General features: G+C 70.0%; 29 protein-coding genes and 2 tRNA genes. 15 read left to right on the top strand and 16 right to left on the bottom strand.

What is annotated here, in order from left to right; all coding sequences use genetic code 11:
- Positions 1-76 precede the first annotated feature (76 nt).
- Complete coding sequence (locus tag GA0070607_RS06710; protein ID WP_089021698.1) at positions 77-739, bottom strand: GNAT family N-acetyltransferase; 663 nt, start codon at positions 737-739, stop codon at positions 77-79.
- Between the two features lie 70 nt (positions 740-809).
- Positions 810-1,289, bottom strand: coding sequence for a DUF4396 domain-containing protein (locus tag GA0070607_RS06715; RefSeq protein ID WP_089017398.1), 480 nt, complete (start codon positions 1,287-1,289; stop codon positions 810-812).
- A gap of 135 nt (positions 1,290-1,424) precedes the next feature.
- Between GA0070607_RS06715 and GA0070607_RS06720 the strand changes: the two genes are divergently transcribed.
- Both GA0070607_RS06720 and GA0070607_RS06725 read left to right on the top strand, forming a co-directional pair.
- A complete protein-coding gene (locus tag GA0070607_RS06720) occupies positions 1,425-1,622 on the top strand; it encodes a DNA repair protein (RefSeq protein WP_089017399.1) in 198 nt (65 codons plus the stop codon).
- 114 nt (positions 1,623-1,736) lie between these two features.
- Entirely contained in the window at positions 1,737-2,252 is a 516-nt protein-coding gene (locus GA0070607_RS06725; protein ID WP_089017400.1) for a hypothetical protein, read from the top strand.
- A 10-nt stretch (positions 2,253-2,262) separates the two neighbouring features.
- Here the strand turns inward: GA0070607_RS06725 and GA0070607_RS06730 are convergent, their stop codons facing one another.
- Positions 2,263-2,994 carry a Clp protease N-terminal domain-containing protein gene (locus GA0070607_RS06730; protein ID WP_089017401.1) on the bottom strand — a complete coding sequence of 244 codons (732 nt, stop codon included), beginning with the start codon at positions 2,992-2,994 and terminating at the stop codon, positions 2,263-2,265.
- A 126-nt stretch (positions 2,995-3,120) separates the two neighbouring features.
- Positions 3,121-3,585: a carboxymuconolactone decarboxylase family protein gene (locus GA0070607_RS06735; protein WP_197701239.1), complete on the bottom strand. Its 465-nt coding sequence runs from the start codon at positions 3,583-3,585 to the stop codon at positions 3,121-3,123.
- 147 nt (positions 3,586-3,732) lie between these two features.
- Between GA0070607_RS06735 and GA0070607_RS06740 the strand changes: the two genes are divergently transcribed.
- Both GA0070607_RS06740 and GA0070607_RS06745 read left to right on the top strand, forming a co-directional pair.
- A complete protein-coding gene (locus GA0070607_RS06740; RefSeq protein WP_089017402.1) occupies positions 3,733-4,599 on the top strand; it encodes a sigma-70 family RNA polymerase sigma factor in 867 nt (288 codons plus the stop codon).
- A gap of 94 nt (positions 4,600-4,693) precedes the next feature.
- Positions 4,694-5,521 (top strand): DUF72 domain-containing protein, encoded by an 828-nt coding sequence (locus GA0070607_RS06745; RefSeq protein WP_197701284.1) that lies wholly within the window; start codon positions 4,694-4,696, stop codon positions 5,519-5,521.
- Positions 5,522-5,535: 14 nt separating this feature from the next.
- Here the strand turns inward: GA0070607_RS06745 and GA0070607_RS06750 are convergent, their stop codons facing one another.
- Positions 5,536-7,365, bottom strand: coding sequence for a glycoside hydrolase family 15 protein (locus GA0070607_RS06750; RefSeq protein ID WP_089017404.1), 1,830 nt, complete (start codon positions 7,363-7,365; stop codon positions 5,536-5,538).
- Positions 7,366-7,509: 144 nt separating this feature from the next.
- Between GA0070607_RS06750 and GA0070607_RS06755 the strand changes: the two genes are divergently transcribed.
- Positions 7,510-7,932, top strand: coding sequence for a VOC family protein (locus GA0070607_RS06755; RefSeq protein ID WP_089017405.1), 423 nt, complete (start codon positions 7,510-7,512; stop codon positions 7,930-7,932).
- A 141-nt stretch (positions 7,933-8,073) separates the two neighbouring features.
- The gene (locus tag GA0070607_RS06760; protein WP_157743092.1) at positions 8,074-8,490 is read left to right on the top strand and encodes a nuclear transport factor 2 family protein; all 417 of its coding nucleotides are present in this window, start codon (positions 8,074-8,076) and stop codon (positions 8,488-8,490) included.
- Here the strand turns inward: GA0070607_RS06760 and GA0070607_RS06765 are convergent.
- Positions 8,487-9,695, bottom strand: a complete 1,209-nt coding sequence (locus GA0070607_RS06765; protein WP_089017407.1) for an FUSC family protein — start codon at positions 9,693-9,695, stop codon at positions 8,487-8,489. The genes GA0070607_RS06760 and GA0070607_RS06765 overlap by 4 nt on opposite strands.
- Before the next feature lie 413 nt (positions 9,696-10,108).
- Here GA0070607_RS06765 and GA0070607_RS06770 point away from each other — a divergent pair, with 413 nt between their 5' ends.
- Positions 10,109-11,080: a J domain-containing protein gene (locus tag GA0070607_RS06770; RefSeq protein WP_231931114.1), complete on the top strand. Its 972-nt coding sequence runs from the start codon at positions 10,109-10,111 to the stop codon at positions 11,078-11,080.
- Between the two features lie 159 nt (positions 11,081-11,239).
- Here GA0070607_RS06770 and GA0070607_RS06775 read toward each other — a convergent pair whose 3' ends face one another.
- Complete coding sequence (locus tag GA0070607_RS06775; RefSeq protein ID WP_089017409.1) at positions 11,240-11,629, bottom strand: hypothetical protein; 390 nt, start codon at positions 11,627-11,629, stop codon at positions 11,240-11,242.
- Between the two features lie 78 nt (positions 11,630-11,707).
- Between GA0070607_RS06775 and GA0070607_RS06780 the strand changes: the two genes are divergently transcribed.
- The 4 genes from GA0070607_RS06780 (at position 11,708) to GA0070607_RS06795 (ending at position 15,269) form a co-directional block, all read left to right on the top strand.
- The gene (locus GA0070607_RS06780; protein WP_089017410.1) at positions 11,708-12,199 is read left to right on the top strand and encodes a MarR family winged helix-turn-helix transcriptional regulator; all 492 of its coding nucleotides are present in this window, start codon (positions 11,708-11,710) and stop codon (positions 12,197-12,199) included.
- A 1,258-nt stretch (positions 12,200-13,457) separates the two neighbouring features.
- Entirely contained in the window at positions 13,458-14,078 is a 621-nt protein-coding gene (locus GA0070607_RS06785; protein WP_157743093.1) for a transposase, read from the top strand.
- A 37-nt stretch (positions 14,079-14,115) separates the two neighbouring features.
- A complete protein-coding gene (locus tag GA0070607_RS06790; protein ID WP_157743094.1) occupies positions 14,116-14,583 on the top strand; it encodes a hypothetical protein in 468 nt (155 codons plus the stop codon).
- Between the two features lie 167 nt (positions 14,584-14,750).
- Positions 14,751-15,269, top strand: coding sequence for a hypothetical protein (locus GA0070607_RS06795; RefSeq protein ID WP_089017413.1), 519 nt, complete (start codon positions 14,751-14,753; stop codon positions 15,267-15,269).
- Between the two features lie 130 nt (positions 15,270-15,399).
- Here the strand turns inward: GA0070607_RS06795 and GA0070607_RS06800 are convergent, their stop codons facing one another.
- Together GA0070607_RS06800 and GA0070607_RS33210 are read right to left on the bottom strand one after the other, a co-directional pair.
- Positions 15,400-15,813: a cupin domain-containing protein gene (locus GA0070607_RS06800; protein ID WP_089017414.1), complete on the bottom strand. Its 414-nt coding sequence runs from the start codon at positions 15,811-15,813 to the stop codon at positions 15,400-15,402.
- Positions 15,814-15,876: 63 nt separating this feature from the next.
- A complete protein-coding gene (locus GA0070607_RS33210; protein WP_231931241.1) occupies positions 15,877-16,083 on the bottom strand; it encodes a hypothetical protein in 207 nt (68 codons plus the stop codon).
- On the opposite strand from GA0070607_RS33210, the gene GA0070607_RS33755 reads away from it, so the two are divergent.
- Positions 16,020-16,436, top strand: a complete 417-nt coding sequence (locus GA0070607_RS33755; protein ID WP_269458431.1) for a tyrosine-type recombinase/integrase — start codon at positions 16,020-16,022, stop codon at positions 16,434-16,436. The genes GA0070607_RS33210 and GA0070607_RS33755 overlap by 64 nt on opposite strands.
- Positions 16,437-16,520: 84 nt before the next feature.
- On the opposite strand, the gene GA0070607_RS06810 is transcribed toward GA0070607_RS33755, so the two are convergent.
- Positions 16,521-16,596 (bottom strand) — tRNA-Lys (locus tag GA0070607_RS06810).
- A gap of 187 nt (positions 16,597-16,783) precedes the next feature.
- Here GA0070607_RS06810 and GA0070607_RS06815 point away from each other — a divergent pair.
- A complete protein-coding gene (locus GA0070607_RS06815) occupies positions 16,784-18,046 on the top strand; it encodes a L,D-transpeptidase (protein WP_089017416.1) in 1,263 nt (420 codons plus the stop codon).
- Between the two features lie 253 nt (positions 18,047-18,299).
- Complete coding sequence (locus tag GA0070607_RS06820; RefSeq protein ID WP_089017417.1) at positions 18,300-19,586, top strand: L,D-transpeptidase; 1,287 nt, start codon at positions 18,300-18,302, stop codon at positions 19,584-19,586.
- 113 nt (positions 19,587-19,699) lie between these two features.
- On the opposite strand, the gene GA0070607_RS06825 is transcribed toward GA0070607_RS06820, so the two are convergent.
- A tRNA-His gene (locus GA0070607_RS06825) sits at positions 19,700-19,772 on the bottom strand.
- A 185-nt stretch (positions 19,773-19,957) separates the two neighbouring features.
- On the bottom strand, positions 19,958-20,548 hold the full coding sequence (orn, locus tag GA0070607_RS06830) for an oligoribonuclease (protein WP_089017418.1): 591 nt from the start codon (positions 20,546-20,548) through the stop codon (positions 19,958-19,960).
- Positions 20,549-20,620: 72 nt separating this feature from the next.
- Between orn and GA0070607_RS06835 the strand changes: the two genes are divergently transcribed.
- Positions 20,621-21,889, top strand: a complete 1,269-nt coding sequence (locus tag GA0070607_RS06835) for a glycosyltransferase 87 family protein (protein ID WP_089017419.1) — start codon at positions 20,621-20,623, stop codon at positions 21,887-21,889.
- A 32-nt stretch (positions 21,890-21,921) separates the two neighbouring features.
- On the opposite strand, the gene GA0070607_RS34075 is transcribed toward GA0070607_RS06835, so the two are convergent.
- From GA0070607_RS34075 to GA0070607_RS06855, 4 genes are all read right to left on the bottom strand, one after another.
- The gene (locus GA0070607_RS34075) at positions 21,922-22,989 is read right to left on the bottom strand and encodes a hypothetical protein (RefSeq protein ID WP_408630896.1); all 1,068 of its coding nucleotides are present in this window, start codon (positions 22,987-22,989) and stop codon (positions 21,922-21,924) included.
- A gap of 151 nt (positions 22,990-23,140) precedes the next feature.
- Positions 23,141-23,881, bottom strand: a complete 741-nt coding sequence (locus GA0070607_RS06845) for a YcnI family copper-binding membrane protein (RefSeq protein WP_089017420.1) — start codon at positions 23,879-23,881, stop codon at positions 23,141-23,143.
- Positions 23,882-23,898: 17 nt separating this feature from the next.
- Complete coding sequence (locus GA0070607_RS06850) at positions 23,899-25,566, bottom strand: copper resistance CopC/CopD family protein (protein WP_089017421.1); 1,668 nt, start codon at positions 25,564-25,566, stop codon at positions 23,899-23,901.
- A 47-nt stretch (positions 25,567-25,613) separates the two neighbouring features.
- Positions 25,614-26,249, bottom strand: coding sequence for a zf-HC2 domain-containing protein (locus tag GA0070607_RS06855; protein ID WP_089017422.1), 636 nt, complete (start codon positions 26,247-26,249; stop codon positions 25,614-25,616).
- Positions 26,250-26,274 lie beyond the last annotated feature (25 nt).

A 26,274-nucleotide genomic window follows, 5' to 3' on the forward strand; every position in this document is an offset into this window, starting at 1 on the left:
TCACCGGGACCTGGGGGAAGGTTGCGGACCGTGGATCCGGCCCGGGGTCCACGGTCCGCGCCCTGCGCCGGCAGCCTCAGCGCGGATAGACCCCGAACGCACGCCAGCCGCGGTCCGGGAAGCCGGCTGCCTCCGCGACCCGGGCCGAGGCGTGGTTGTCCCGCTCGTGCAGGTAGGTGGGCACCGCACCCTCGTCGAGCACCCGCCGGGCCGCCTGCGCCACCAGCCGGCGGGCGAGACCGCGACCACGCGCGGCGGGCACGGTGCCGACGGCCAGCTCGTGCCCGTACGCGTCGTGCCGCTTTATCCCGGCCCCGGCCAGGTAGTTGCCGTCCGGGTCGCGGACCACCAGCACCGGCCGGTCGAACAGCCGCAGCCAGGGCGGCAGCCCGGGGGCCCTCGACTCGGTCCACTCCCCCACGTCCGGCAGCGGCGCGGGAGCCATGGTCCACCGGAAGGGGCCGTCGTGCACGCACCAGTCGGGCAGCCCGACGGTCTCCGGCAGTGCCGGAAGCAGCCGGTCCGGCCTATCGCGGACCAGAGCGCGGACCGCCGCCAGCCGGTCCGGCGGCACGGAGAGCACAGTGCTCTGCCCGGTGTCCACGGCGAGCGCCGGACGCAGCCGGCCGTCCCAGGCCGGTTCCGCCCGCCGGTGCGAGCCGATCACGTGCAGCCCCGGCGGGGCCGGCCACAGGCCGAGCCAGATGGCCAGGTGCAGCTGGAGCCGCCGCTCGAGCATGTGCACCTCCCCGTCAGCCGGCCCGTCGTGGATCACCGTACGCCGGGCGGCCCCGGCGGGCGGACGATCCCTACGACGCCGCCGGAGCGTTGGGGTGATGTCCGCCGTGGTGGTGCTGGTGCACCGCCGCGTGCCCTCTCCCGCGGACGATCAGGGCCCGGTTGACCGGCACCGTGACCACGAAGGCCACCGCCAACGCGCCGGCCAGGCTGCCCCAGAACAGCGGGTCGGTGAGGCCGGCCCGCATGGCGCCCGGCACGGCCAGCATGACGCCGTTGTCCACCAACTCCATCACGGCGATGCTGACGGTGTCGGCGACCAGGGCCACCCGGATCGCCCGCGCCAGCGGCAGGCCGGAACGGAGCACCGGGCGAACCGTCAACGCGTAGCCGAAGACGAACGCCAGCGCGACGGCGAGGGCGATGGTGGCCAGGTCGGACCAGCCGAGCGCGGTGCCGATGACCATGCCGAGCACCTCACCGATGGCGCAGCCGGTGAGGCAGTGCAGGGTCGCGGCGATGGCCAGTCGTGTGGGATTCGTGTTCTCCATGCCCGCAACATATACCCCTAGGGGGTATCAGGTCCAGCGACGCGGATCACTTCACCGCCACCCGGAACCAGGCCCACCGATCGACCGTCATAGGTATTTCCATACATGGACACCTTTGTTTGGGACGGTAAGGTCATGCCGATTCAGCCGAACGACCGCTACCAGCAGGACCCCGAGCGACTCTGGCGGGCAGCGGAGGCCGCCGGACGCTTCCCGGCCCAGCCGCGGTACCGCGGGACCCGCACGACGGGTGCCGCGCGCGCCCTGCCGTGGGCGGAGCTGAACAAGTTGCCGGCCGGCAGCTCCAGCCGGCGAGGCCTCAACACCCGCTGACCCGGCCCGCCCCGGTTGCGACACACCCGGGCCGTCCAGCGCTGGCATTCGCACACCTGTCGGGTAATTTCTTCTGGTCCGGCACCCCGGCCAACGACAGGAGAAGCTCCGCGCATGGGCAAGAAGACGATCCACGTCTCCGACTTCACCGGTACGGTCCTGCAGGACGACGACGAGGTGGTCCGCGTCGTCGTCCTGGAGCACCCGGACCTGGTCGCCGGGCCCGTGCAACTGGACGCCACCCCGGCCGAGGTGGAGAACATCGACGACGCCGCGTTGGACGTGGCGGTGGTCGAGATCCACGACCGGCACGGCGGCGGCGAGCCGCGTCGGGTGGTGCTGACCGCCAGCGAGTTCGACGCGATGGCGACCGACGTGCCGATGGCGCAGCTGCTGAGGACGGCCGAGCGGGTCCGCCCGCCGAAGGCCCGCAGGAGCGCCGAGAAGATCGACTACGGCACGCTGGAGCACGCCGGCAAGCCGCACCGGGGACGGGTCACCGAGGAGGAGGCCCGGCTGGTGCGCGAGCAGCTCGACGAGGTCAACAAGCGCCTCGCCGACGCGGGCGTGCGCCAGATCGACCCGGCCGATCCGGAGCACGCCCTGCGTTACGGCTTCCCGACGCCCTGATCGCGGGAGGTCACTTCTGCGCGACGGCCGCGGCGAGGGCGGTGGTCAGGTCGGCCTCGACGGTCGCCTTCTCCAGGCCGAGGTCGGTCAGCACGCCCGCGCCGTCCTCCTGCTCGAGCAGGGCGAGCAGGATGTGCTCGGTGCCGATGTAGTTGTGCCCGAGCCGCAGCGCCTCCCGGAAGGTCAGCTCCAGAGCCTTCTTGCCGCGCGCGTCGTACGGGATGAGGTCCGGGACCTGGTCGGCCGGCGGCGGAAGGGCGGCACCCACCGCCTCGCGCACCGCCTCCGGGGAGGCGCCGCGACCAGCCAGCACCTTGGCCGCCAGCCCGTCCGGCTCGGCCAGCAGGCCCAGCACCAGGTGCTCGGGGCCGATTTCGGCGTGGCCGCTGGCGCGGGCCTCCTCCTGCGAGGCCATCACCACGTTGCGGGCCCGGGGAGTGAACCGGCCGAAGCCGGCGTTCGGGTCGAGCGCCGCCGCGTCGGTCGAGGCCTTCGGCACGAAGCGCTTCTGCGCGGCCTGCTTGCTGACCCCCATGCTGCGGCCGATGTCCGTCCACGAGGCGCCCGAGCGCCGGGCCTGGTCGACGAAGTGACCGATCAGGTGGTCGGCCACGTCACCCAGGTGGTCGGCGGCGATCACCGCGTCGGTGAGCTGGTCGAGCGCGTCGGTGTGCGCCTTCTTGATCGCCTGGATCAGGTCGTCGAGGCGAACGGGATTGGTCATCTGAAGAGGATCCGTCATGCGTCAACCATAAGTTGACGCTCTCGTGCCGTCAACCGTAAGTTGACGATCAGTGGCCCTCGATCACCTGATGCTCAGCGGTCGTCGAGCGGCCGCTGAGCATCAGGCGATCAGGCTCGGGGCGTGTCAGCCCCAGTTCTGCGGGGCCAACTGCCGGGTGGTGACGTTGAGCCGGTTGAAGAAGTTGGTCGTCGCCACCCAGAGCACGATCGCGGCGAGCTCCTTCTCGCCGAAGTGCCGGGCAGCCTCCGCCCAGATGGCGTCGGGCACGGCGTCGGCCTGGTCGGCGAGCCGGGTGGCGGCCTCCGCGAGCGCCAGCGCCGCCCGCTCCGCCTCGGTGAAGTACGGGGTCTCCCGCCAGGCTGCCACAGCGAACAGCCGCTCCTCGGTCTCGCCCGCCTTCCGCGCGCCCCGGGCGCCGGCGTCGACGCACGGGCCGCACCCGTTGATCTGACTGGCCCGCAGATGCACCAGCTCCAGCGTGCTGCCCGGCACCCCGGCCGAGTGGGCGGCCTTGTAGAGCAGGTTGATCGCCTTCACGGCGTCCGGCAGCAGGCCGGCGGGGTTCTGGATGCGGGGTTCGATGATCATTTCGGTCGTCCCGTCTTGTTAGGCTGCCCGGCGTGCGTCGCGGTACGACGTCCCGGTTGTCACTGGGATGTCGGCGGGCAGGCCGACGGCGTGACAGATGTGGCGGCGGTCACAAGACGCTCAGGTACGCGCGGGGGTGGGAAGGTCATGATCGAGGCGGATCTGCTGGCCCGGCGCTTCGAGGAGAACCGCTCCCGGCTACGGGCGGTCGCCCACCGGATGCTGGGCTCCGGCGCGGAGGCCGAGGATGCCGTCCAGGACACCTGGCTGCGGCTCAGTCGCGCCGATGTCGCGCGCATCGACAACCTGCCCGGGTGGTTGACGACCACGGTCGGCCGGGTCTGCCTGGATCGACTGCGGACGCGCACCGCCCATCCGGAGCAGCCATGGGACACCGCCGCACCGGAGCCCGACCCGACCGACGGCGCCCCGGTCGACCCCGAGCGTGAGGCCATGCTGACCGAGTCGGTCGGCCGGGCTCTCCTGGTCGTCCTGGACACCCTCGCGCCGACCGAGCGGTTCGTGTTCGTCCTGCACGACATGTTCGCGGTCTCGTTCGAGGAGATCGCCGCCGTGGTCGACCGCAGTCCCGCCGCCGTCCGCCAGATCGCCAGCCGGGCCCGCCGCAGGGTGCACCAGGGCGGAACCGTCCGGGAGGCGGACCCGACCCGTCAGCGGCGCGTCGTCGAAGCCTTCCTCGCCGCCTCGCGCGAGGGCCGCTTCGACGACCTCGTCAGCCTGCTCGACCCGCACGTCGTCATGCGCGCCGATCCGGTCGCCGCGAGCATGGGTTCGGCCGCCGAGACGCGCGGCTCGGCCGTCATCGCCGGCTTCTTCAACGGCCGCGCCCAGGGAGCGTCGCCGGCGTACGTCGATGGGATGCCGGGCGCGGTCGTGGGGTTCGGCGGTGTCGTCAAGCTCGTGCTCAGCTTCATCGTCACCGACCGGATCATCGGCATCGAGGTGGTGGCCGACCCGGCACAGCTCGCGACGCTCGACCTGAGCGTCGGGTAGGCGGACGAGGCGGCGGCCGGCGCGTATACCGTGGGCTCCGGTCAGGCGGTTCACCCGGGGAGGGGCGGCTGTGCGTCTGCACGTGGGGTGCGCGATGTGGACGCACAGGTCGTGGCAGGGCCGGCTGCTGGCGCATCCCCTTGCGCCGCAGGAGCGCCTACGGCACTACGCCAGTTGGTGCGACGCGGTCGAGGGCAACACGACGTTCTACGCCACTCCGGCCCGGGACACCGTGGCGTCCTGGGCCGCGCAGACGGATCCCGATTTCCGGTTCGTCCTGAAGCTACCCAGGATCGTCACCCACGAACGCCGGCTCACCGATGCCGACGAGCCGCTGCGCGCGTTCCTGGACGCGATCGAGCCGCTCGGCCCGCGCGTCCACGCCCTGTGGCTCCAGTTGCCGGGGTCGTTCTCGCCCGCCGACGTCGCGACCCTGGGCCGCTTCCTGAGCCGGCTCCCCCGGTCCCACCGGTACGCCGTCGAGGTCCGCCATCCCGCGTTCTTCACCGACCCCCGCGCGACGCGGCTCCTCACGGAGACCCTCACCGGCGCCGCCGCGGAGTGGGTCCCCTTCGACACCACCGCGTTCTTCGCCAGCCCGCCCACCAGCGACGCCGAGCGGGACGCCTGGCTCAAGAAACCCCGGGTGCCGCTTCGCTCTCTCGCGCTGACCGACCGGCCGATCGTCCGCTACCTCGGCCGCGACGACGCCACGCGGACGGTTGAGGGGTGGCAGCGCTGGGTCGACGTCGTCGCCGGATGGCTGCGCGAGGGGCGCTCGCCGACGATGTTCGTCCACACCCCGGACAACGCCGACGCGCCCGTGCTCGCCCGCCGCTTCCACGATGAGGTACGAGCGCGCGTACCGGAGCTTGACGCGCTGCCCGAGCCGATACCTGTCGAGCCCCTGACCCTGTTCTGACCCGGCGGTCGTGGTCACTGCTGACTGTCGAGGAGACCGTCGAGGTGGACGGCCGTGCTGATCAGCGAGAGGTGGCTGAACGCCTGCGGGAAGTTGCCGATCTGCTCACCGTTGGGGGCGATCTCCTCCGAGTAGAGGCCCAGTGAGCTGCTGTAGGTGAACATCTTCTCGAAGGTCAGCCGTGCCTCGTCGAGCCGTCCGGAGTCCGCGAGGGCCTGGACGTACCAGAAGCTGCACATGCTGAAGGTGCCCTCGGTGCCCGCCAGGCCGTCCGGCGAGGCGGTCGGGTCGTAGCGGTAGACGAGGCTGTCGGAGACCAGTTCGGCGTCCATCGCCCGCAGTGTCGACTCCCACATCGGGTCGCTCGGCGAGATGAAGCCGACCGAGGGCATCGCGAGCAGCGACGCGTCCAGGATGTGCGTGCGGTAGTGCTGCACGAACGCGCGACGCTCCGTGTGGAAGCCGCGCGCCATGACCTGCTCGTAGATGGCGTTGCGTTCGGTCGTCCAGCGGGTGGTGTCGCCGGGCCGCCCGAGTCGCTGCGCGAGGCGGACGGCGCGGTCGAGCGCCACCCAGGACATCACCCGCCCGTAGGTGAAGTCCTGCCGGCCGGACCGGGTTTCCCAGATGCCGTCCTCGGGCTGGTCCCAGTGCTCGCAGAGCCAGTCCATCAGACCCGCGGCCTTCCGCCATCCCTCGTGCGGGGCGATCAGCCCGTGCCGGTCGGCGAACTCCAACGAGTTGAGCGCCTCGCCGTAGATGTCGAGTTGCAGCTGACCCGCCGCGCCGTTGCCCACCCGCACCGGCGCCGAGCCGCGGTACCCCTCCAGGTGGTCCAGCACCTCCTCGGCGAGGTCCGGTGAGCCGTCGATCCGGTACATGACCTGCAGGGGCACATCGCCGTTCGCTGCGTCGCGGATGCGCGCCTCGAGCCAGAACAGATACTTCCGGGCCTCGTCGGTGAAGCCCAGGCCGAGCAGCGCGTGCACCGAGATGGACGCGTCCCGGACCCACGTGTAGCGATAGTCCCAGTTCCGCGGCCCGCCGACCTGCTCCGGCAGCCCCGCGGTGGGCGCGGCGACCAGCGCGCCGGTCGGGGCGTACGTCATCAGCTTGAGGGTCATCGCCGACCGCTCGACCATCTCTCTCCAGCGGCCCGTGTAGCGGGATCGGCCCACCCACCGCCGCCAGAAGTCGCGGGTCTCGGCGAGCAGTTCGCACGCCTCGTCCGTGCTGATCGCTCGCGGCGCGTGCGGGCAGTTCGTCTCCAGGACCACGCCGCCGACGTCCCCCTCGTGCAGCGTGTACACCGCGCGCACACCCTCCGCGTCGCGCCGGATGTCCCTGGCGTCGATCAGCCGTTCCGTGTTCTTGAAGGGGGCGAGGGTGAGGGCCAGGGTCGCGCTGCGGAAGACGTCGCCCTCCGGGTGCACTTCGAGCTCGTACGGGTCGCGCCCGTAGTTGAAGCGTGGCCGACAGTCGAAGCGGAACGGCATGCTCCCCCGGACCATCCGGATCAGCCGGACCAACCGGTGCCGGTCGGTGACCTGTTCGCCGGTGACGGGCATGAAGTCCACCACCTCGCCCACACCGTCGGCGCTGTGGAAGCGGGTGATCAGGATCGCCGTACCCGGCAGGTAGAGCTGTTTGCTGGTGTACTCGATGCCGTCCGGTGAGAGCTGGAAGTGGCCGCCCTTGCTGCGATCCAGCAAGGCGCCGAACACGCTCGGCGAGTCGAAGCGCGGCGCGCAGAACCAGTCGATCGTGCCGTCCTTGCTGACCAGCGCTGCGGTCTGCAGATCACCGATCAGCCCATGCTCCCCTACCCCCGGATAGCCTTCCACGCTGGTCCCCCTCAGCAGGCCGACGGCGGCGCCTACCCGGGAAAACGGTGTGGCACACATTTCGCCTGTGTCGTCATTGAGGAACAGCAGCTTCCGCAATCGTCGATAGCGTGGCCACAGAACCCATCGACGAGGGGACAGCTGATGAGCCTGCGAGGATTCGCCACAATCAACATCTGGGCGGACGACGTGGCAGCGGCGACGGCCTGGTACGCGGAATTTCTGGGCATCGAGGCCTACTTCCTGCGCTCCGGCCCGGACGGACGCCCCGCCTACACCGAGTTCCGCATCGGCGACTACCAGGCGGAGCTGGGCATCATCGACCGCAGGTACGCGCCGCCCGGCACGAACGGGCCCGGCGGCGCCGTCATGCACTGGCACGTCGACGACCTGCACGCCACCGTCGATCGGCTGCTGGCGATGGGCGCGACGGAGTACCAGCCGATCACACCGCACGGGGACGAGGGGTTCGTCACGGCCGCGGTGGTCGATCCGTTCGGCAACGTGCTGGGCGTCATGAACAATCCGCACTACCTCGACGTCCTCTCGTCCCGGAAGCCGGCGTGACGTGGACGTGGACGTGCTCGACTTCGCCGATGCCACGGCATGGGAGTCCTGGCTGGCGGCTCAGGAGTAGGCCGCGTGTCTGTCGGTGGTCCCTGATACCACTGCGGTGACATCGGATACCGGTTGGCGGAGGAGACGTTCGTGGACACTCGGGAGTTGGCCCAGCGGTGGGCACGGACCTGGACCGAAGCCTGGCCGGCTCGGGACGTCGAGGCGATCGCCGCCCTGCAGAGCGAGGACGGCGACCACTGGGCCTCGATGTTCCGCCCGTACCGCGGGCGTTCCGGGCTTCGGACCTACCTCAAGGAGTGCTTCGCCGAGGAGACCCGCCCCGCCGAGGTGTGGTTCGCCGAGCCGCAGGTCGACGGTGACGCGGCGGCCGTGGAGTACTGGGCGGTGATCTACGTCAAGGGTCAACCGACGACCATCTCCGGCTGCACGTTGCTGCGCTTCGACGAGGCTGGGCTCGTGGCGGAGGCGCGCGACTACTCGCACGTCAAGGAGGGTCGCCACGCGCCGCCCGCCGGGCTGCTGTTCGACGCGATCCCTGGCGTTTAGTCCGGCTCGTCCCTGTCGACCGCTCGCCTTACCAGCGCTGCCGCTTCGTCGGTGTCCATCCCGCTGGCGATGAGCAGGTCGTGCGCGACTGCCCGAAACTCACCCACGGCGATCAGCCCGGAGTAGGCCAACCGGTGGGTGTGCGGGCTGGTGGGGTCCGGGACTCCCTGCGCCCGTCCGACCAACTCGACGGCCGCCAAAACCTGCTCGCGCGCTTCGTGGGGCTTCTCGCCGGCGCGAATCGTGCACCTCAGGCTCTGCACGCTGTCGGCCAGCAGGTCGATGGCCGCGGGCAGTTCCTCAGGTATGGGTTCATCGTCCTTGAGTGCTGTCGTGAGTCGCCGCGCGATGGATCGGCAACCGTTCAGGCTGCGCTCCAGGTGCCGCACGGCATTGGTATAGAAGGCCAGAGAAGTGCGGTCGCGCCAGCGTAACGGCGCTAATCGCACCACCTCCTGGGCAGCGGCGAGCCCGTCCTCCAGCGCGTTCAGCCGGGGGTCGAGGTCGCGCAACTGGCGTAGGCTCCGCTGGGCCTGCTCAAGATCACGGGCGCGTAGCGCGACAGCCAGGTCGTGCATGGCGGCGATCCCCGGACCAAGGACGGGTTCAGCCAGCCGCTGCACCGTCCGTTGCGGGTGGATGGGCACCACCAGCAGACCAACGGCCAGCCCGACCAGGCCCCCGACCGAGGCGTCCACGAAGCGGGGGATGGACAGTTCACGCACCGGCGGCTCCAGGGTGGCGATGAGCACCGCGGTACCGCCGGCCTGGGTGAGCAGTGAACCACCGCCCTTGAGCAGGATGGCGACGATGATCGCCAGCACGACGACCGCGCCGGTCTGCCAGGGCCCGATGCCGAAGAGCGGCATGAGCGTGTCACCGACCGCGAGTCCGAGGATCACCCCGACCAGCAGCTCGATCGTGCGCCGCAGCCGTGTTCCCATCGCGGCGGCCACGATGCCGACCGCGGTGGTCGGTGCCAGGACCGGGGAGGGATTGTCCAGGAACTGGTACCCCACGAACCAGGCGATCGCCGCGGCGAAGCCGGCCTGCACGGCGAGCAGGCCGAACAGGCGTAACCGCCAGGCGCGGGCGCGTACCAGATGCTGCCCCCGCTCCGGCAGGCGATCGACCGTCCGGCCGGCCCACGACCGCCCGTGCCGCGCCGGGTCGACGTCGGCTGTCGGCTCCTGGTTCGCGGGCACGGGCGCCGTCTACCCACCACGCGCGAACCTATCCGGTGCGCAGGCACGGTCCGGTGGTCCTGCGAGGCCTTCCTGGTACCTGGCGCCGGGTTTTAGGTTGCCCAGGTCAAGGGCCAGCCGGCAAAGACAGCATTTGACGTAGCCAACAGGGCAAGCGCACCTGCACTGGCACCTCGCGCCGCTACCACCGGGCGTGCCCTACCAGCAGCAGCAGTTCCACTCCCTCATGGCCGAGAACGGCGTCCTCCCGATCGACGAGGAGGCGCAGGCAGCCCTGGCTCGGGACATCCGCCGACACCTCAGTGCCTGAGGTTCACCTGGGACGGCCGGGCCGGGCAGGGGGCGTATGTATCGATATTCGCTGTTAAGATCACCAGGCACGCGCCCCGAGTTCATAAGATCCGGTGGATATCATGTTCCCTGACGGCCAGGATCCGTACGCGCTTCTCGGCGTGACACGGGATTCGACGGTCACGGAGATTCGGGAGCGCTACCTCGTACTCGCGCAGATCTGGCATCCGGACAGGCACCAGTCGAGCCCCGCGCAGGTCCGGGAGGAAGTCACCCGGCAGATGCAGCAGATCAACGCGGCGTACAAGCATCTGACAGCCGTCCACACCCGCGCCCATCAGGACCGCGAGCGTCAGACCCGGGAACGCCAGGACCGCGAGCGCGACACCCGCGAGCGCCAGAACCGCGAACGTGATGCCCGCGAACGTCAGGCCCGGGAACGCGAGACCCGCGAACGCGAGAATCCCAGAGCACAGTGGACGCACCCGAGATTCGAGGCGGGAAGCGGGTTCGACACCTCAACGAACCCGCGTCCAACTATTCACCCGATTGCCATCACACTTCGATCCGGCGAAAGGGGCTACACGCTTCGCGCGCACCTCGACGACCAACAGACCGATGCGGCATTCCTCGGCGCCCAGAGTCGCCTGCTCCTGTTCAGATCCGCGGAGTCCATGCGTACGTATCTGGCCCGGACCGAAGCCCACGAACTGGCCACCATCGCGGGGTGGGACAGTTTCCTGGACGGTATGGGCAGCACCCCGACGGAGCCTGACGACGAACACAGCTTCGACTTCGACCTCATCACGTACAGCCTGAGGTTTCCGCCGGCGCAGTGGGTCCCGACGTTGTTCATCGCCAACCGGGACCTCATCCGGGAGGTCTCGGAGGCGTTCGAGCTCGGCGATGTGCTCAAGCAGCTGGCCGTGGGTTCGCCCCTGGACTACCTCGATGACCTGTTTCGTGTCGTTGACAGGCCGGTCGCCGGCTGGGGCGCCCGTCGCCAACTCGCGTCCCTCCAGGCTGGGCGGTTCAGCGGCGGGTGGCGGGGAGCGATCGCCGGAGTTGAAGAGCGCGTCCGCTGGCTACGGTGAACTGACTCGGACGAGGATGACAGCGCACCGCACGTGAAGACCACAGCCCGTGCCGGTGTCGCCGCTCCCGCGCGTTGCCGCTCCTGCCCGAGCCGGGTTGCCGCGACGCAGACGTCGTCGTGAGCCCCTGCGGCGGGGCCTGGTCGTGACCGCCGGATCTCAGGCTGGTGCAGGGGTGCGCGGTGATTCGCGGAAGTGAAGGACGATCACGACGCCCAGGATGACGATGGCGAGCGGATCGAACACCAGCGAGATGAGGTTCATGTCAGCTCGCATCCTGACGTCGACGACGGTCAGGGCGAGAAACGCTGTCTTGGTGATGACGGCGGTTGCCGCCGCCGGCACTCTGACCGGCAGGAAGAAGGCTCCCCAGATGATGGCCGCGCCAAGAGCCAACTGCAGCACACCCCGGTGCTGGAGCAGCGCGGTTGTCATGGGGTCGGGATCGGACAATCCATAACTGCTCGCCAGTAGTCGCGGCCAGAACAAGGCAAGTGCGGGCGTTGCGGTGATCGCGCCGACGATGGTGAGGATGACGCGCGTCTTCATGCGGGCTCCAAAGCAGGGCCGGCCGGCCAATCGTCAGCATAGCTGATAATCAGCCATGCGGATGACTAAGCTACGAGAGTGCTCACGTCCGAAGCCATCTCCTCCACTACCGGATACCTCCTGCTGAAGTTGGCCAACCTCGCCAGCGTCAGGATGGAACAGGTGCTCCAGCCTTACCGCCTACGCGGCCGAGACCTGCGGGTACTGGCCTTCGTTCAGGACGGGGAGGTATCCCAGCGCGACCTGTGCCGGCAGACGGGCCTCGACCGCACCACGATGGTCGCGGTCATCGACGACCTCGAGCGCAACGGATACGTCCGGCGCGACCGCAGCCCCAGCGACCGCCGCAGACAGGTCATCAGCGTCACCGCAGACGGCCACACCGCACTGTCCGAAGCCCTCAAGGCAGTGCGCCGGACCGAGGACAACTTCCTCGCTTCCCTCAGCGAGGACGAACGGCGCCAGTTTCACCATCAGCTGTCCCTGCTCTACACAGCCCACGCTCCGCGGTGCCACACCGACGAGACGCTGGAACCCGGCCTCCACCACACCCGGTCCGCACAGTCGTAACCCGCTCCGGAGCAGCCGCCGTCGCGACGCCACGAAAAAGGCTCTGGCCAGGTGGGAGACCACCAGGCCAGAGCCTTGATTGCTGGTGCGCCGCCAGGGACTCGAACCCCGAACCCGCGGATTAAGAGGCACACACCGAGCGATGGCCGTCGCCATGTCGCCTCGCCTGCCGTGACGGCCGATCCCCGTCTGTGGCTGGTGCAACGCGCCTCGGTTGCTGTCGCCGTTGCTGTCGCCACGACCCATGGATTACGAGTCCGCCGCAGCCTGCTTGTCGGCGTGCCCCCGGTCCTTGTCGAAGTTCTTCTGACGTCCGCCAGTGTCCGCCACGACTTGCAGCCTTGGCTGCTCGGTTGGCTGCTTCCGGCCCACGCGGTCTGGCTGTCCGTCATATGTTGGGTGCATGAAGGGCGTCAATGCCGATGGACCAACCAGACCGGAGGTCGGTGCCATCACTAGCGGATCTCAATCTTGCGACAACGAGATGGACGTCATCGAGATCGGGCCTCGTAGGCCACCCCTGCCATGGTGGCGGGGACGGGGAATCGCCGGTCCCATCGCTGTCGCGCTCGTCATCGGGGCCATCACGGGATACCTCGCCGGCATCCGACGCGCCGAGACCCAAGCCCACAGCGCCAGACCCGGCCCGCACGCGCCGACAACCGCCTCGGTTGTGACGGCCGAGGCACAACCGGTGACCTGGACCGGCAACCGGTGTTCGGCTCAGCTCGGCGACAGGTTGCAACTGGGCGTTGAGATTGTCAATCGATCAGCCACCACCGCGACGCTTGACCGGATCGAACCGGTCCTTCCGTTGGGCGGGCTGCGAGCAACGACGAGCGCATGGGGAAGCTGCGGTCAGTTGTCGTACGTGGACGCCAAGACCCCGCACCCACTCCCACCCGGCGCCATCACGTGGTTGACGATCACGTTCGACGTGCTCATGCCCTGCCCAGCGCCAATGCCGGTCCTCTTCACCCTCACCTACACACAGGCAGGTGACACCGCCATCTCTGACCTGGGCGGTTTCCCCGATCTAGGCAACGTTCCCTACACCCGATGCACCCCCAGTCCTGGCTAACTCGGCCGCTGTTGACCGCCCGGACCGCTCCACCCGCCGCCGGATCGGCAAGACTGACACCATCGACGCCGAGTCGGCCGCTCGGGCGCTCCTGTCGGGCCGAGCTGGCCGCACCCGAAGACTCGTCACGCCCGGGTCGAGATGATCCGGGCTCTGCGCGTCGCCCGCCGCGGAGCGATGAAGGCGCGGATTCAGGCCGGAGGTCAAGTCGAATCGCTCGTCGTCTCGGCACCCGATCCGGTGAAACAGCTGGTGCGCGGGCTGGCCGGCAAGAAGCGCATCCGCGTCTGCGCCGCTCTGAGGCCTGGCACGGTGTCTGAACCAGCGACCGCCACCGAGCTCCCGCTGCGCAGCCTCGCCCGACGCTGGCTCGCCCTCCAGGCCGAGATCGACGACCTCGACAGCCACCTGACCGCCCTCGTCACCGCCGCCGCGCCGGACCTGGTCGCGCTGCCCGGCGTCGGAGTCGACACCGCTGGGCAACTCCTCGTCACGGCCGGCGACAACCCTCACCGATTGCACTCCGAAGCGGCTTTCGCCCGGCTCTGCGGCGTCGCCCCCATCCCGGCCAGCTCGGGACGCACCGACCGCCACCGCCTACACCGTGGCGGCGACCGCGAAGCCAACCGCGCCCTCTGGCGCATCACCGTCGTCGGCATGCGCTGCCACCAACCCACCAAGGACTACGTCACCCGCCGCACCGCCGAGGGCAAGACCAAAACCGAGATTACGCGAGGCCTCAAGCGCTACATCACCCGAGATGCCTACCGACTGCTCGCACCTGCTCCCCCGAATTGAGAATGCCTGAAGCCCCAGCAAGGGCCATCATGTCCGGATGCACGATGTGGCCTGGGACGATGTCGCCGATTGGTTCGAGCCCGACGGCTCGTTGCTGGACGCCTACGTCCTCGACGCCAACGAGACCGACTGGCAGCGGGTGATCGACCTCGTGAAATCCCAGGGATGGCGGTTCGACTACACGGTCGAAGGGCAGTCCCAGCCACTACCGCAGCAGGCCGCCGACATTTTCGCTCTCCGCCGCTCCGAGGCGACTGTCACCATGCACATCTGGCCAGCGCCCAACATGCTGGTCAACACGCACTTCTTCAGCGATGACGAGATCGAGTTCGACTTCGACCGCACGGAGCTACAGGGCCAGCACCAGCTGGACCTCCTCTGTCGCTTCATGCGCAGCCTCGGACACCAGCTCGGAAAACCGGTGCGCCTGACGCCAGAGAACGGTCCGGAGCACCCCCTGCTCATCTACTCACCCACGGAGGACCGGTTCACCCCAACCGCTTGACGGAAATAGGAGCGTCCACTCCGCCGGCAGCCGGCTGTCCGGTCTCGGGACCTGTGTGACAGATCGGTATCAGAACCTGCGTGACACCTTCTGCGCTGCGGAGCAGAGATGCCGGGGCAGTGCTAACGCGCGTGCCCGAAGAGACGTTCTGCCGGCACAATCACCCCGTGTTCGACTTCGGTATCTCGGGCTACCAGCCGCACTGGTTGCAGGACCGCAACGCCATCGCCGCCGCGCACGGCCACCGCCTGGCCGCCCTCAGCGGTCAGACTCTGCGTCACGTTTGGCTGGTCTGGGACCTCGGCGCTGACGAGTGGTTCCCCGACTGCCCCGTGCTGCTGGCCTTCGATGACGAGCAGGTCGAGATCAACCACCAGAAGACGGACGATCTGTCGGTCACCTTCAACAGCATCAACCCCGCGGAGCCTGTCGAGTGGCCAACCTCCGATGGCTTCCCGCTTGCCTGGCGTTCCGAGCCGCTGCCAGAGCTGGCTGCGCTCTGTGGCCAGCGGCTTGATCACGCGCAGCTGCTGGAGTGGATAGGCGGCAGCATGGCAGACGGCATTCTCGCCGTTGGCTTCACCTTGACCGAGGGGCAGCTCACGATCTACAACGCACTCGACGAAAACGGCCTGGAGTTCGACACCCCCGGCCAGGAGTGGCGTAGACAGCCGCTCGATGGCTAGTGCCAACCGATTGCCGTCTCTCGGTCCCGAATCCGAACCGCGCCAGGTGCGAGGTCGCGCCCAGCAAGGAGATCGTCTAGGCCTAAGTGTCACGCAGGTCCTGAGACCCGACATCGCCGGCAGCCGGCCGCTAGACCGTCTCCGTCACCTCATAGGGGTGCGTGTCGGCCGGGTCGTACGGTCGGTTGGCCAGCTCCACGGCTTGCGAGTGTTCCAGCGCGTAGTAGACGTGCGCGCACCGCGGCTGCACCGTGACCAGGTCTCCGGGCTCAAGCGTCATCCTCGCTCGCTCGCCGGAGTCCAGGTCGTGATAGACCGCCCGGACCCGCCCGCTGATCAGGTACAGCGTCTCTGTCTTGTGCGCGTGGTAGTGGTTGCCGCGAGGCTTCGTGGCGTCTGGCCGGAACTCCAGATAGGCAAGGAACTGGTAGCTGTCGCCGTTGACGAGCTGGGCCAGTTCTCCGGCCGGGGACTGGACTCGTCCACCGCCGGGAGGGATTGGAGGCGTCGTCACCGGAAGTCGCCGTAGCTGCACCTTGTCCACGGCCCTGATGGTAGGCGCTCTGTCCTCGGTCCCCGGTCAGGCGAGCCCCAGCGGCTGATGGAGTCAGGCGATGAGTTCCTTGCCCAACTCGTCCAGGTCGACGTCCTCGGAGCCTGTCCACAGTTGTTCAATTGCTGCGAGGTACTTGCGGATCAGGGGTGTCGGCTCTTCCGGGTCGAACTCGTACTCGTAGACAGGCGAGTCAGCTGCGTCGACCAGCGGCAGGTAGGGGATCAGGCGCAGCCACCCGTCAACCAGCAGGATGTTCATGCTGGGCGGTCCGTGAGCACGCCGTCGCCGATGGGCAGTGGCAGGAGACGGGTCCGGTATTCACGACCGCCACGGGTCGCCACGTCGAACCGCGCAACCTGAACACGGCCTTTGGCAGGTCGATCGTCCGGGCCGGTGTGCGGCCAATCCGCTTTCATGACCACACGTGCGCGATGCTGCTGCTGGCGGCAGGCGTGTCGCCACGAGTCGTCATGGACATCCTCGGCCATTCTCAGATTGCGGTGACCATGAACATCTACGGGCACGTCATGCCGGCGATGCAGCAGGAGGCCCCAGGACACATGGACGCGGCGCTCGCTGAACCTGAGACGGGTGATGGTGCTGACGGATGACACTGTTGCTGTCGGCGTTGCTGTCGCTCACCCCGAAACGACATCTGGGCACCCACCCGTGAGGGTGAATGCCCAGATTATTGCTGGTGCGCCGCCAGGGACTCGAACCCCGAACCCGCGGATTAAGAGTCCGCTGCTCTGCCAGTTGAGCTAGCGGCGCTCGTCGGCAACGGAGAGAACATTAGCACCCCGCCGAGCCGGGCTCCAATCCGGTTGCCCGGGTCCCCCCTTCGGTCGAGCTTACCGGGCAGAAGGGGTCAAATCGACCAGCACGCCCGCGACGGGGGCGTGCGCCGCCGCCGTGATACGGCACGATGTCCGCCAGGTACGCGAGAACAGAGGTGGGGATGGCACGGTTCACGCGAGCCGGGGCGGTGGTGGGCGCTCTGACCCTGGTGGCGTCGCTTGCACTGACCGGGTGCGGCGACGAGCAGAAGAACCCGGAATTCGTCGGCGGGACCGGGCCGAGCGCGAGCGCCGAGCCTGGCACGGCGGAGCCGACGGCGCCGGCCGCGCCGAGCGGGCCCGCGCTCACGCTGAGCCCTGGCGACGGCACGAAGAACAAACCGGTGAGTACGGAGATCAGCGCGAAGCTCCCGGACGGCGCGAAGGTCTCCACTGTCACCCTGACGGCCGCCAGCGGTGGCGCGGTCGCGGGCAAGCTACGCACCGATGGCTCCGCCTGGGTGCCGTCCGCCCCGCTGAAGTACGGCACCAAGTACACCGCCACGGTGACGGCGACCGGGGCCGACGGGACGAGCAGCCAGGGCACCAGCAGCTTCACCACGATGGCCAAGCCCAGGTCGACCATCGGATCCGGCCTGTACCTCTTCGACGACAAGAGCTACGGGGTGGCCATGCCGGTGGTCACCGAGTTCCACCCGGGCATCCCGAAGAAGGACCGGGCGGCCGTGCAGAAGCGGATGTTCGTCCGCACCGACCCGCCGCAGCCGGGCGCGTGGCACTGGGTCGACAACGGCACGCAGGCCTACTACCGGGCGAAGGAGTACTGGCAACCGGGCACCACCATCACCGTACGGATCGCGCTGGCCGGCGTGCCGTTGAGCAACGGCCGCTACGGCGACGTCGATCGCAAGGCCACCGCCAAGATCGGCCGGTCGTTCGTGATGAAGGTCGACAACGCCACCAAGAAGATGTCGGTGTACGAGAACGGCGCGCTGGTCCGCACCGTGCCGGTGAGCCTGGGCAAGAGGAGCACCCCGTCCTCCAGCGGCACGATGGTGGTGATGGAGAAGAAGGAGTCCACGACCTTCGACACCCGCGACGACCCGGACCCGGCCAACCGCTACGTCACCGAGATCGACTTCGCTCAGCGGCTCACCTGGGGTGGCGAGTACATCCACGCCGCTCCCTGGTCGGAGCACGTCCAGGGGCGGCAGAACGTCTCGCACGGCTGCGTCAACGTGTCGATGGCGAACGCCCGGTGGCTGTTCAGCAAGACCCGGATCGGTGACCCGATCACGGTGAAGGGCACCGAGCGCAGGCTCGCCGCCGGCAACGGCTGGACGGCATGGAGCCTGAGCTGGTCGGAGTTCGTCAAGGGCAGCGCTCTGCCGGTGCCCGCGGGCGGGTCCGGCCCGGCGCTCTGAGCCGTCCGGCGCCCCACGCCGGCCCGTGCGACCGTACGGGCCGGCGCGTACTCTTTGCACTGCCCGCGGCGCGACGGCGCCCGCGGCGACCCTTCAGTCCCGGCACGGAGACGAGCCAGACTCACGAATCGCCGGATTTTAACAAAATTCCGGCATCATCGTCGGCGTGTTCCGGTTCACCCTCGGCAACCAGGACCAGTCCTGGTGCGTCAGTAGGAGACGATGGGTCAGGGACCACGACTGTGAGGGAATCATGCGAGCTAGCCAGGACCAGCTGATCCGGCCCGGTGGGCGACGCCGCGTGTTCGCGGCGGGGCTTCTTGCCGTAGCGCTGGCCTTCACCTCCGCCTGCACGGACAGTGACGGCGGTAAGCCGTCCTCGTGGCAGGGCGGTAGCGAGAGTCCGGCGCCGAAGGCGGCGGCGACCATCAGCGAACCGGCGGCCGACGCCAAGGACGTGCCAGCATCCACCGGCATCACCTTCACCACGAAGGACGCCGTCGAGACCGCCGTCGAGCTCAAGGACGCGGCCGGCAAGGCGGTCGAGGGCACCCTCGCCGCCGACGGCAAGACGTGGCTGCCGGCAGGGGCACTGGAGTACGGCACGAGCTACACCGCCACGGTGACCGCCACCGGTGATGATGGCCGTCCGGCCACCGCGACCAGCACCTTCACGACCATGGCCAAGCCGGGCAAGCAGGTGCGGGTGAGCAGCTTCCTCGGCGACAACCAGGTGGTCGGGGTCGGGATGCCGCTGATCGTGAAGTTCAGCCGGGCCATCGACGAGGACTACCGTGACGACGTGCAGCGCCGGATGACGGTGACCTCGACGCCGGCCCAGGAGGGCATCTGGCACTGGGTCAGCCCCACCGAGATCCGGTACCGGCCGAAGGTGTTCTGGAAGGCCAACAGCAAGGTCTCCTACCGGGTGCAGGCCGGCGGCCTGCCGCTGGGTGACGGCTGGTACGGCCGGGCCGACCTGACCGTGGACGTGAAGATCGGGCCGTCGCTGATCATGACGGTGGACAACAAGACCAAGCGGATGACGGTGACGCGGAACGGCTCCGTGGTGAAGACCATCCCGGTCAGCCTGGGCAAGAAGAGCACCCCGTCGTCCAGCGGCACCATGGTGGTGATCGAGAAGCTGCGCAAGACGGTCTTCGACACCATGGAGGAGCTGGGCCCCGAGGAGGGCTACCGCACCAAGATTGACTTCGCGCAGCGGCTCACCTGGGGTGGGGAGTTCATCCACGCCGCTCCCTGGTCCGAGGGCCAGCAGGGCAGTGTGAACGTCTCACACGGCTGCGTGAACGTGTCCATGGCCAACGGTGACTGGCTGTTCAAGAACACCCGGATCGGCGACCCGATCACTGTGAAGGGCACCGAGCGCAAGCTCCAGAACGGCAACGGCTGGACCGACTGGAACATGAGCTGGGACGAGTACGTCAAGGGCAGCGCCCTGCCGTACGAGCCGCCCGCCGACCCGGACACCTCGCCGACCCCGGACGCCGGCACCCCGACGCCCACGCCCACCGCCTGAGGCGGCCGAAACGACGAAAGCCCCCTCCGTGACGGAGGGGGCTTTTCGTTCCGTCTGCACTCCCACAAACGGCTCAGGCCCCCTCGTCGGAGGGGGCCTGAGATCCACTGCTGGGTGACTGATGGGAATTGAACCCACGACAACCGGGACCACAACCCGGTGCTCTGCCAACTGAGCTACAGCCACCATGCCGCCGTCGCCCGGTCGATCGCTCCGGGCGGGGTGCGGACCAATAATAGCCACACCGCGGCCGACCCCGTCCAGCGGGTTCCTGGCTCGCCCTGGCGACACCTGCCAACCCCCATCAAGTGTTAGGAAGGGCCCCTTCCTATACACCAGGCGTTAAGAAGGTGCCCTTCCTTCAGGGCGGGTCAGAGTTCGGCGGCGATTCCCTTGGCGGTCTCCACGTCCGGGCCGGGCAGCGGCACGAAGACGGTGCGCCGGTAGTACTCCAACTCCCGGATGCTCTCCCGGATGTCGGCCAGCGCGCGGTGCGCCAGGCCCTTCTGCGGCTGGCCGAAGTACACCCGCGGGTACCAGCGGCGGCACAACTCCTTGATCGACGACACGTCGATCATCCGGTAGTGCAGGTGCGCGTCGAGGCGGGGCATGTCCCGGGCGATGAAGCCCCGGTCGGTGGCGATCGAGTTGCCACACAGCGGCGCGGTACGCGGATCCTTGACGAAGCTGCTGACGTACTCCAGCACCCGGTCCTCGGCCTCGGCCAGGGTCACCGGCGAGCGGCGCACCTCCTCGGTGAGGCCGGACTTGGCGTGCATCGTCCGGACGATCTCCGGCATCGCATCCAGCGCGGCCTCATCGGCGTGGATCACCACGTCGACGCCATCACCCAGCACGTTGAGGTCAGGATCGGTGACCAGTGCCGCAACCTCGATCAGCTTGTCCCTGCCGAGGTCCAAACCGGTCATCTCACAGTCGATCCAGACGAGGAGATCAGCCACCGGGACAGCCTACGCGCCGCCCACGACCCGCGGCTGCGCGCTCTCGACGGAGCAGCCCGCTAGGGTTTCGGAGTGCCAGCCGAACCCGTCGCACCGCCCGCCGTCACCGACGACGATCCCGGCGGCCGTACGGTCCGTCGGCTCGTCGCGGTGGTGGCGCTGATCGCCGTGCTGCCGGCGCTCTACCTGCCCGGTCTGGTGCACAACTTCTTCGACCTCAAGATTTACATGTCCGCGATGGACTGGTGGACGGCCGGGAACCCGCTCTACGACTATGTCCAGCCGGACCGGGTGCAGGGTGAGCTGTACTTCACCTACCCGCCGTTCAGCGCGCTGCTGCTCTGGCCGTTCGGGCTGCTCCGTCTCGGCGTCACCGTGGCGATCTTCACGGTGCTCACCGTGCTGGCCGTGGTGGTGACCACGCGGTGGCTGGTGCTGCCGGTGATCGCCCGGCACAACCTGCCCCGGACGTTCACCCTGACCGTCGCCGTGCTGCTGGTGCTGGCGGTGGAGAGCACCCGCGAGACGATCACCTTCGGGCAGATCAACATGCTGCTGGTCGTGCTGATCCTGGCCGACCTGCTGTTCGCGGTGCCGCAGGCGCGGCGCTGGGCCGGGGTCGGCATCGGGCTGGCGACGGCGCTCAAGCTCTTCCCGGGCATCTTCATCGTGTACCTGCTGGCCGCCCGCCGGTGGCGGGCCGCGGTGGTGGCGAGCGCGACCGCGGCGGCGGCGACCCTGCTGGCGGCGGCCATCGCCCCGAGTGACTCGTGGCGGTTCTGGACCCAGGAGCTGTGGGACAACGACCGGGTGGGGCGCACCGACTACGTCGGCAACCAGTCGCTGTTCGGCCTGCTCAGCCGGTTCACCGCACCGGAGAAGCCGGACCGACTGCTCTGGCTGCTGGTGGTCGCCGTGGTCGCCGCCTACGGGCTGTGGCGGGCAGCCCGCGCGGCGCGTGCCGGTGACGCGCTGACGGGGCTGACGTTGACCGGGTTGGTGGGGGCCCTGGTCAGCCCGATCACCTGGACCCATCACATCTACTGGTTCATGCCGGCGGTGGTGCTGCTCGCGGACGCGGCGTTGAGCGCCGACCGCGCGGACGAGGTACGTCGGCGTCTGTGGTTGGCCGCACTCGCGCTGGGCACCACCGCGGTGATCGTCTACGGGGTGGTGACGTTCCAGAAGTGGGGCACGGCAGCGGTCCGCACGCATGATCCGGTGGACTTCGTCCTGCAGAACAGCTACGTGCTGCTCAGCCTGCTGCTGCTGGTGACCCTGCCGGTGCGCTCACGCCACCTTGAGAAAAAGTCGCACCAAATGGACAGATCTCCCCAGTAGCGACCATCGGCGTTAATCTGGTCTCATCTACCTCAAGCGTCGCTCGGGTAGCACCGATCCCCCGGTGAGGGTGGCCCTCCGCGTCGGCAGCGCGGAGGGCCACTCGCCGTTTCGTCCACCGTCACCGGCGGGGCCGTCGGCCCCGGAGTGGCCGGCGGCCAGGCCAGACTCAACGCCACCTCGGGTGGACGGGGCAGCCGGGCCGGCGCCTCCAGATCGGCGAGGGTGCTCGCCCGGGCCGGTTCGGCGCCGATCGCTGACCTGGGCCGCTCACCCGGTGCGGAACCGACAGGGGTGAGTTGCCGCCCGGCCGGCAGCGACCGTGCCACCGGGGCGTCCCCGACGGACGGGGCGCCCAGTCCAGTCAACGAGCTGACCCCGAGCCGGCCGGCGAGCACGGGCACCTGGTCCGGCTCGACCACGAAGACCACCTCGCGCGGGCGCGGCGGGCGCAGCAGGAGCACAGCCGCTCCGACCACCAGCAGCACGCCCACCGCCAGCAGCCCCCAGGTGGCCGGGGTGGTCCAGCCGGCCCGCAACTCGGCGCGCAGGTCCAGGGCCAGGTCGCCGGCGCCGTCCGGCCGCATCACCACCAGGCTCATCGGCTCACCGGCCAGGTCGTCCGCACTCCACTCCAGCGAGCCGATCCCCTCGCGCACCCAGAACGGGCGACCGAGCGGGGTGACCGCCCCGGTGGCGGTCGGAGCGTCGGCGGCCGGGCCGGCCGGGTCGAGCCGGACGGGCAGCGGACCCCGCGCGAGCGCCACCCGCCGGACCGAGGCGTGCGGCACCGGCTCCAGCCAGCGGCGTACCTCGGCGGTGGGCGCCAGCCCCACGAAGGCCGGGCCGTCCGGCGTGCGGGCGTCCACCCGCAGCCGGGTCTGCGCGGTACGCGCGAACGGCGCCTCCTGGCGCAGCAGCCGGTCGAGGTCGGTGACGACGACCGCATGGCCGGGCGTGCGGACCGTCTCGAACCGGGCGGCGAAGGTCCCACCGGGGTCGGCGTGCCGGGTCACGAGCCAGAGCGCGCCACCGGCGAACAGCACCGGAATTCCGATCACCAACAGCAGCACTCCGGCGATCCCCCGCACGAAACGCATTCGCACCGTCCCCCTCCGTAGCCAGATACCCGGCCGACCTTACCGACGTGCCCCGCCTGATCAGGGGATATCCGCAGCACGGTCGTTCCCGGTCGCGGAAAGCACGCTGGCCCGCCGGATCTTCCGGCGGGCCAGCGGGTGCGCGGTGGGGTCAGGACCTGGCGGCCGGCTCCCGGCGGGTGCGGGCGAACGCCAGCCCGCCCAGCACCAGACCGGCGATGCCGGCGACCAGACCGGCGATGCCGAGGCCGACCGCGGTGCCCTCGCCCTCGTCGTCGTCATCGTCGGCCGGCGCGGCGGCGGCGTTGGCGGACGTGGCGGGCGCGGCCGACCCCGACGGCGCGGCGGCGGCCAGGGTGAGCACCGGCGCCGGGTGCTCCGGCTCCTCGCCGCCCGCCGCGGGCTCGTCGATCCAGCGCGACACATTGCCGTCCGAGTAGGTCTGCAGGGTCTTGAAGACCATCGAGTCGACCTGCGGGAGCGGACCCATCGAGACCGGGAACTCCTGGAACTGGCCCGGCTTCACACCCGCGTCACCGGTGGCCGTCCAGGTGAGCTTGGCGACCGCCTCGGTGATCGGGCTGCCGTGCACCTCGATCGGCGGGTCGACCTTGCGCTTCTCCATGGCCACCGTCCAGCCGGGCACCGGCATGGTCGACACCGAGCCGACCGGGGCGTTCTCCGGCAGCACGACCTCCACCTTGGTGGTCGACGCGGTGTCGCTCTCGTTGGGCACGCGGAACGCCACCCGGGCGTAGCCGCCCTGGGTCGCCTCCGTCGGGTTCACCGTGACGTGGGCGGAGGCCGGCCCGGCGAAGCCGAGCACGGCGGTCGCGACGGCGGTGAATGCCAGGGCGGTGGCGGCGGTTGCGGTACGCCGGAGACGGGTCATGGGTTTCGGGAGCCTCTCTAACGGATGGGCACGGTGGCGGTCACCGTCGCCTGGTCGATGTCGGACGTGCGAGCGGTGATCTTCAATTGCCAGTCGCCGGCCGCCGGCAGGCTGACGTCGCCGTAGGCGTGGTTGTCCGTCAGCGGCAGCAACGGGACCTCGATCGGTTCGATACCGGCCGAGGGCAGCGCGGCGGTCGCCCGCCACTCCACGACCGGCAGCGGCTGGTTGTCGTCCTTGCCGTACGCGTACAGGTGCATCGAGTTGTTGCCCCGCTCGGCCGGGTCCAGCTCGACCTGGAGCGAGAAGAGCGGGCTGGACAGGGTGGTGGAGAAGAGACCGGCCTGGGTGCCGGACGACTCGGCCACGGCGGTCCGCGCGGGCGTGGTCTGCACAAGCGTCGCGGACAGGCCCAGCACCACCACGGTGACGACCAGCTCCACCAGGACCGCCCGGCGCACCGGCACGGGCCGCTGCGCCGCGGTCCGCCGGCGCACCAGCTGCCGGGAGTACGCGGCCACGGCGATCACCAACGCGAACAGCCCGATCTTGGCCAGCAGCAGCCGCCCGTACGTGGTGTTGACCAGGGCGTCGAAGGTGGCCACCTCGATCAGCGCCTGGACGGTGCCGGCCAGCAGCAACGCCGAGACGGCCAGCGCCGCCCAGCGCGACCAGATCGGCAGGATCGCGCCCAACTCCCGCTCGTCGGCCTGGCGTAGCAGGAAGCCCGCGAGCATCAACAGGCCGCCCAGCCAGACGGCCATGCTGCCCAGGTGGACCGCGTCGACCACCACGGAGACCGCCGGGGCCGGGGACGCCGCCGGGTGCCCGGCCAGCGGCCAGGTCAGCAGGGCCGCCCCGCCGAGCACGGCCAGGATGATCGCGTCGGTGCGCCCGGACGGTCGGGTCAGCAGCGGCCGGAGCAGGAACGCCGCGGCCGCCAGCAGACCGAGCCGGACCAGGTGCGCGGCGCCGAAGGCGCTGCCGAACACGCTGCCGAACCCCTCGCCGGTCACCTCGAAGATGCCGCCGCCAGCGGTGTAGGGCACCTGCAGCCACAGGTCGGCGAGGGTGGCGACGGCCACGACACCGAGGCCGGTCCAGGCCAGCCGCGCCGGTCCCCTCCGTGGCAGCCGGCGTGGCCACAGCGCGGCGAGCACCAGCGCCGGCCCGACCAGCAGCACCAGGCCGGCGTACCCGAGGAAACGGGCGACCTTCACCGCGTTGCCCACCACCGGGTTGGCCCGGCTGTCGTCGCCGGAGTCGACCGGCGGTGTCGAGGGCGCGCCGACCGAGTAGGTGAACGCGCCGGAGACCGGGTGGCTGTCGGCGGAGATCACCCGGAAGCTGACCAGGTAGGTGCCGCGCTCGCCGGCCGGATCGACCGGGATGGTCACGGCGGCGTCGTCGAAGCTCGGCTCACCCCGGTCGGCCCGGGAGCCGTCCGGCGCGATGACGCGGATCTTGCCGGGAACCTTGCGTACCGACTCGCTGAACGTGAGGACCACCTCGGCCGGCCCGCTCGGCACCACCGACGAGGCGGCCGGGCTGCTGCTCTGCAGCACGGCGTGTGCGCTGGCCGGGGTGGCCGGTGCGATCAGCAGGGCGACGACGGTGACCAGGAGGCCGGCGGTGGCGGCCAGTCGGGCGAGCCAACGGCGGGGGGCGACAGTCATGCCCGCCATGCTCGCCGACCGGAGGGGATCCCGGCGACCCGAGTCGGTCGGGCGGCTCACCCGCGCCCTGTCGCCAGCGTCGGCGTGAGCGGCCGATCCTCTTCGCCGCTGCGGCCCAGCGCCCAGAGCAGCCCCGCCTGGACCACTGCGGCGAGGTGGCCGACCTCGTGCACCAGCGCGGTGGTCGAGTTGGCGATGTCCACCACACTGGTGCCGGCCAGGCAGACCGCCAGCACCAGGGCCACCGGCAGGAAGGCCCGGGCCCGCTCAGGTCGCCAGGCGGCCAGCGCGAAACCGACCGCCAGGGCCACGTCGAACGAGGCCATCTCCCGGCTGGTGTGCGGGTCCACCGAGACGCCCAGCCCAGCGAGGAGGATCGGCAGCGCGATGGCCAACTGCGCCACCGCGGCCACCGCCACCGCGATCCGCAGCACCTGTCGGCGGGCCCGCCGGATGGCGGCCGGGTTCCGATGGGCGGAATCGGCGGCGACCGCGGCCAGCACCGCCGCGGTGAGGTCGGGCACCTCCACCGGCTGCACCCGGACCAGCCGGGTCACCTGCTCGGCGCTGGCCAGCCAGGCCCGGCAGCCGGCGCAGGTCGCGGTGTGGGCGTCCAGCGCCGCCGGGGACGCCTGCGGGTCCTCCCCGTCCAGGCGCGCCGACAGCGCCGCGCGTACGTGGTCGCAAGTCATGACGGGGTAGTCGACCCGGGGCGGG

It is taken from the genome of Micromonospora coriariae (assembly GCF_900091455.1).
Lineage (GTDB): Bacteria > Actinomycetota > Actinomycetes > Mycobacteriales > Micromonosporaceae > Micromonospora > Micromonospora coriariae.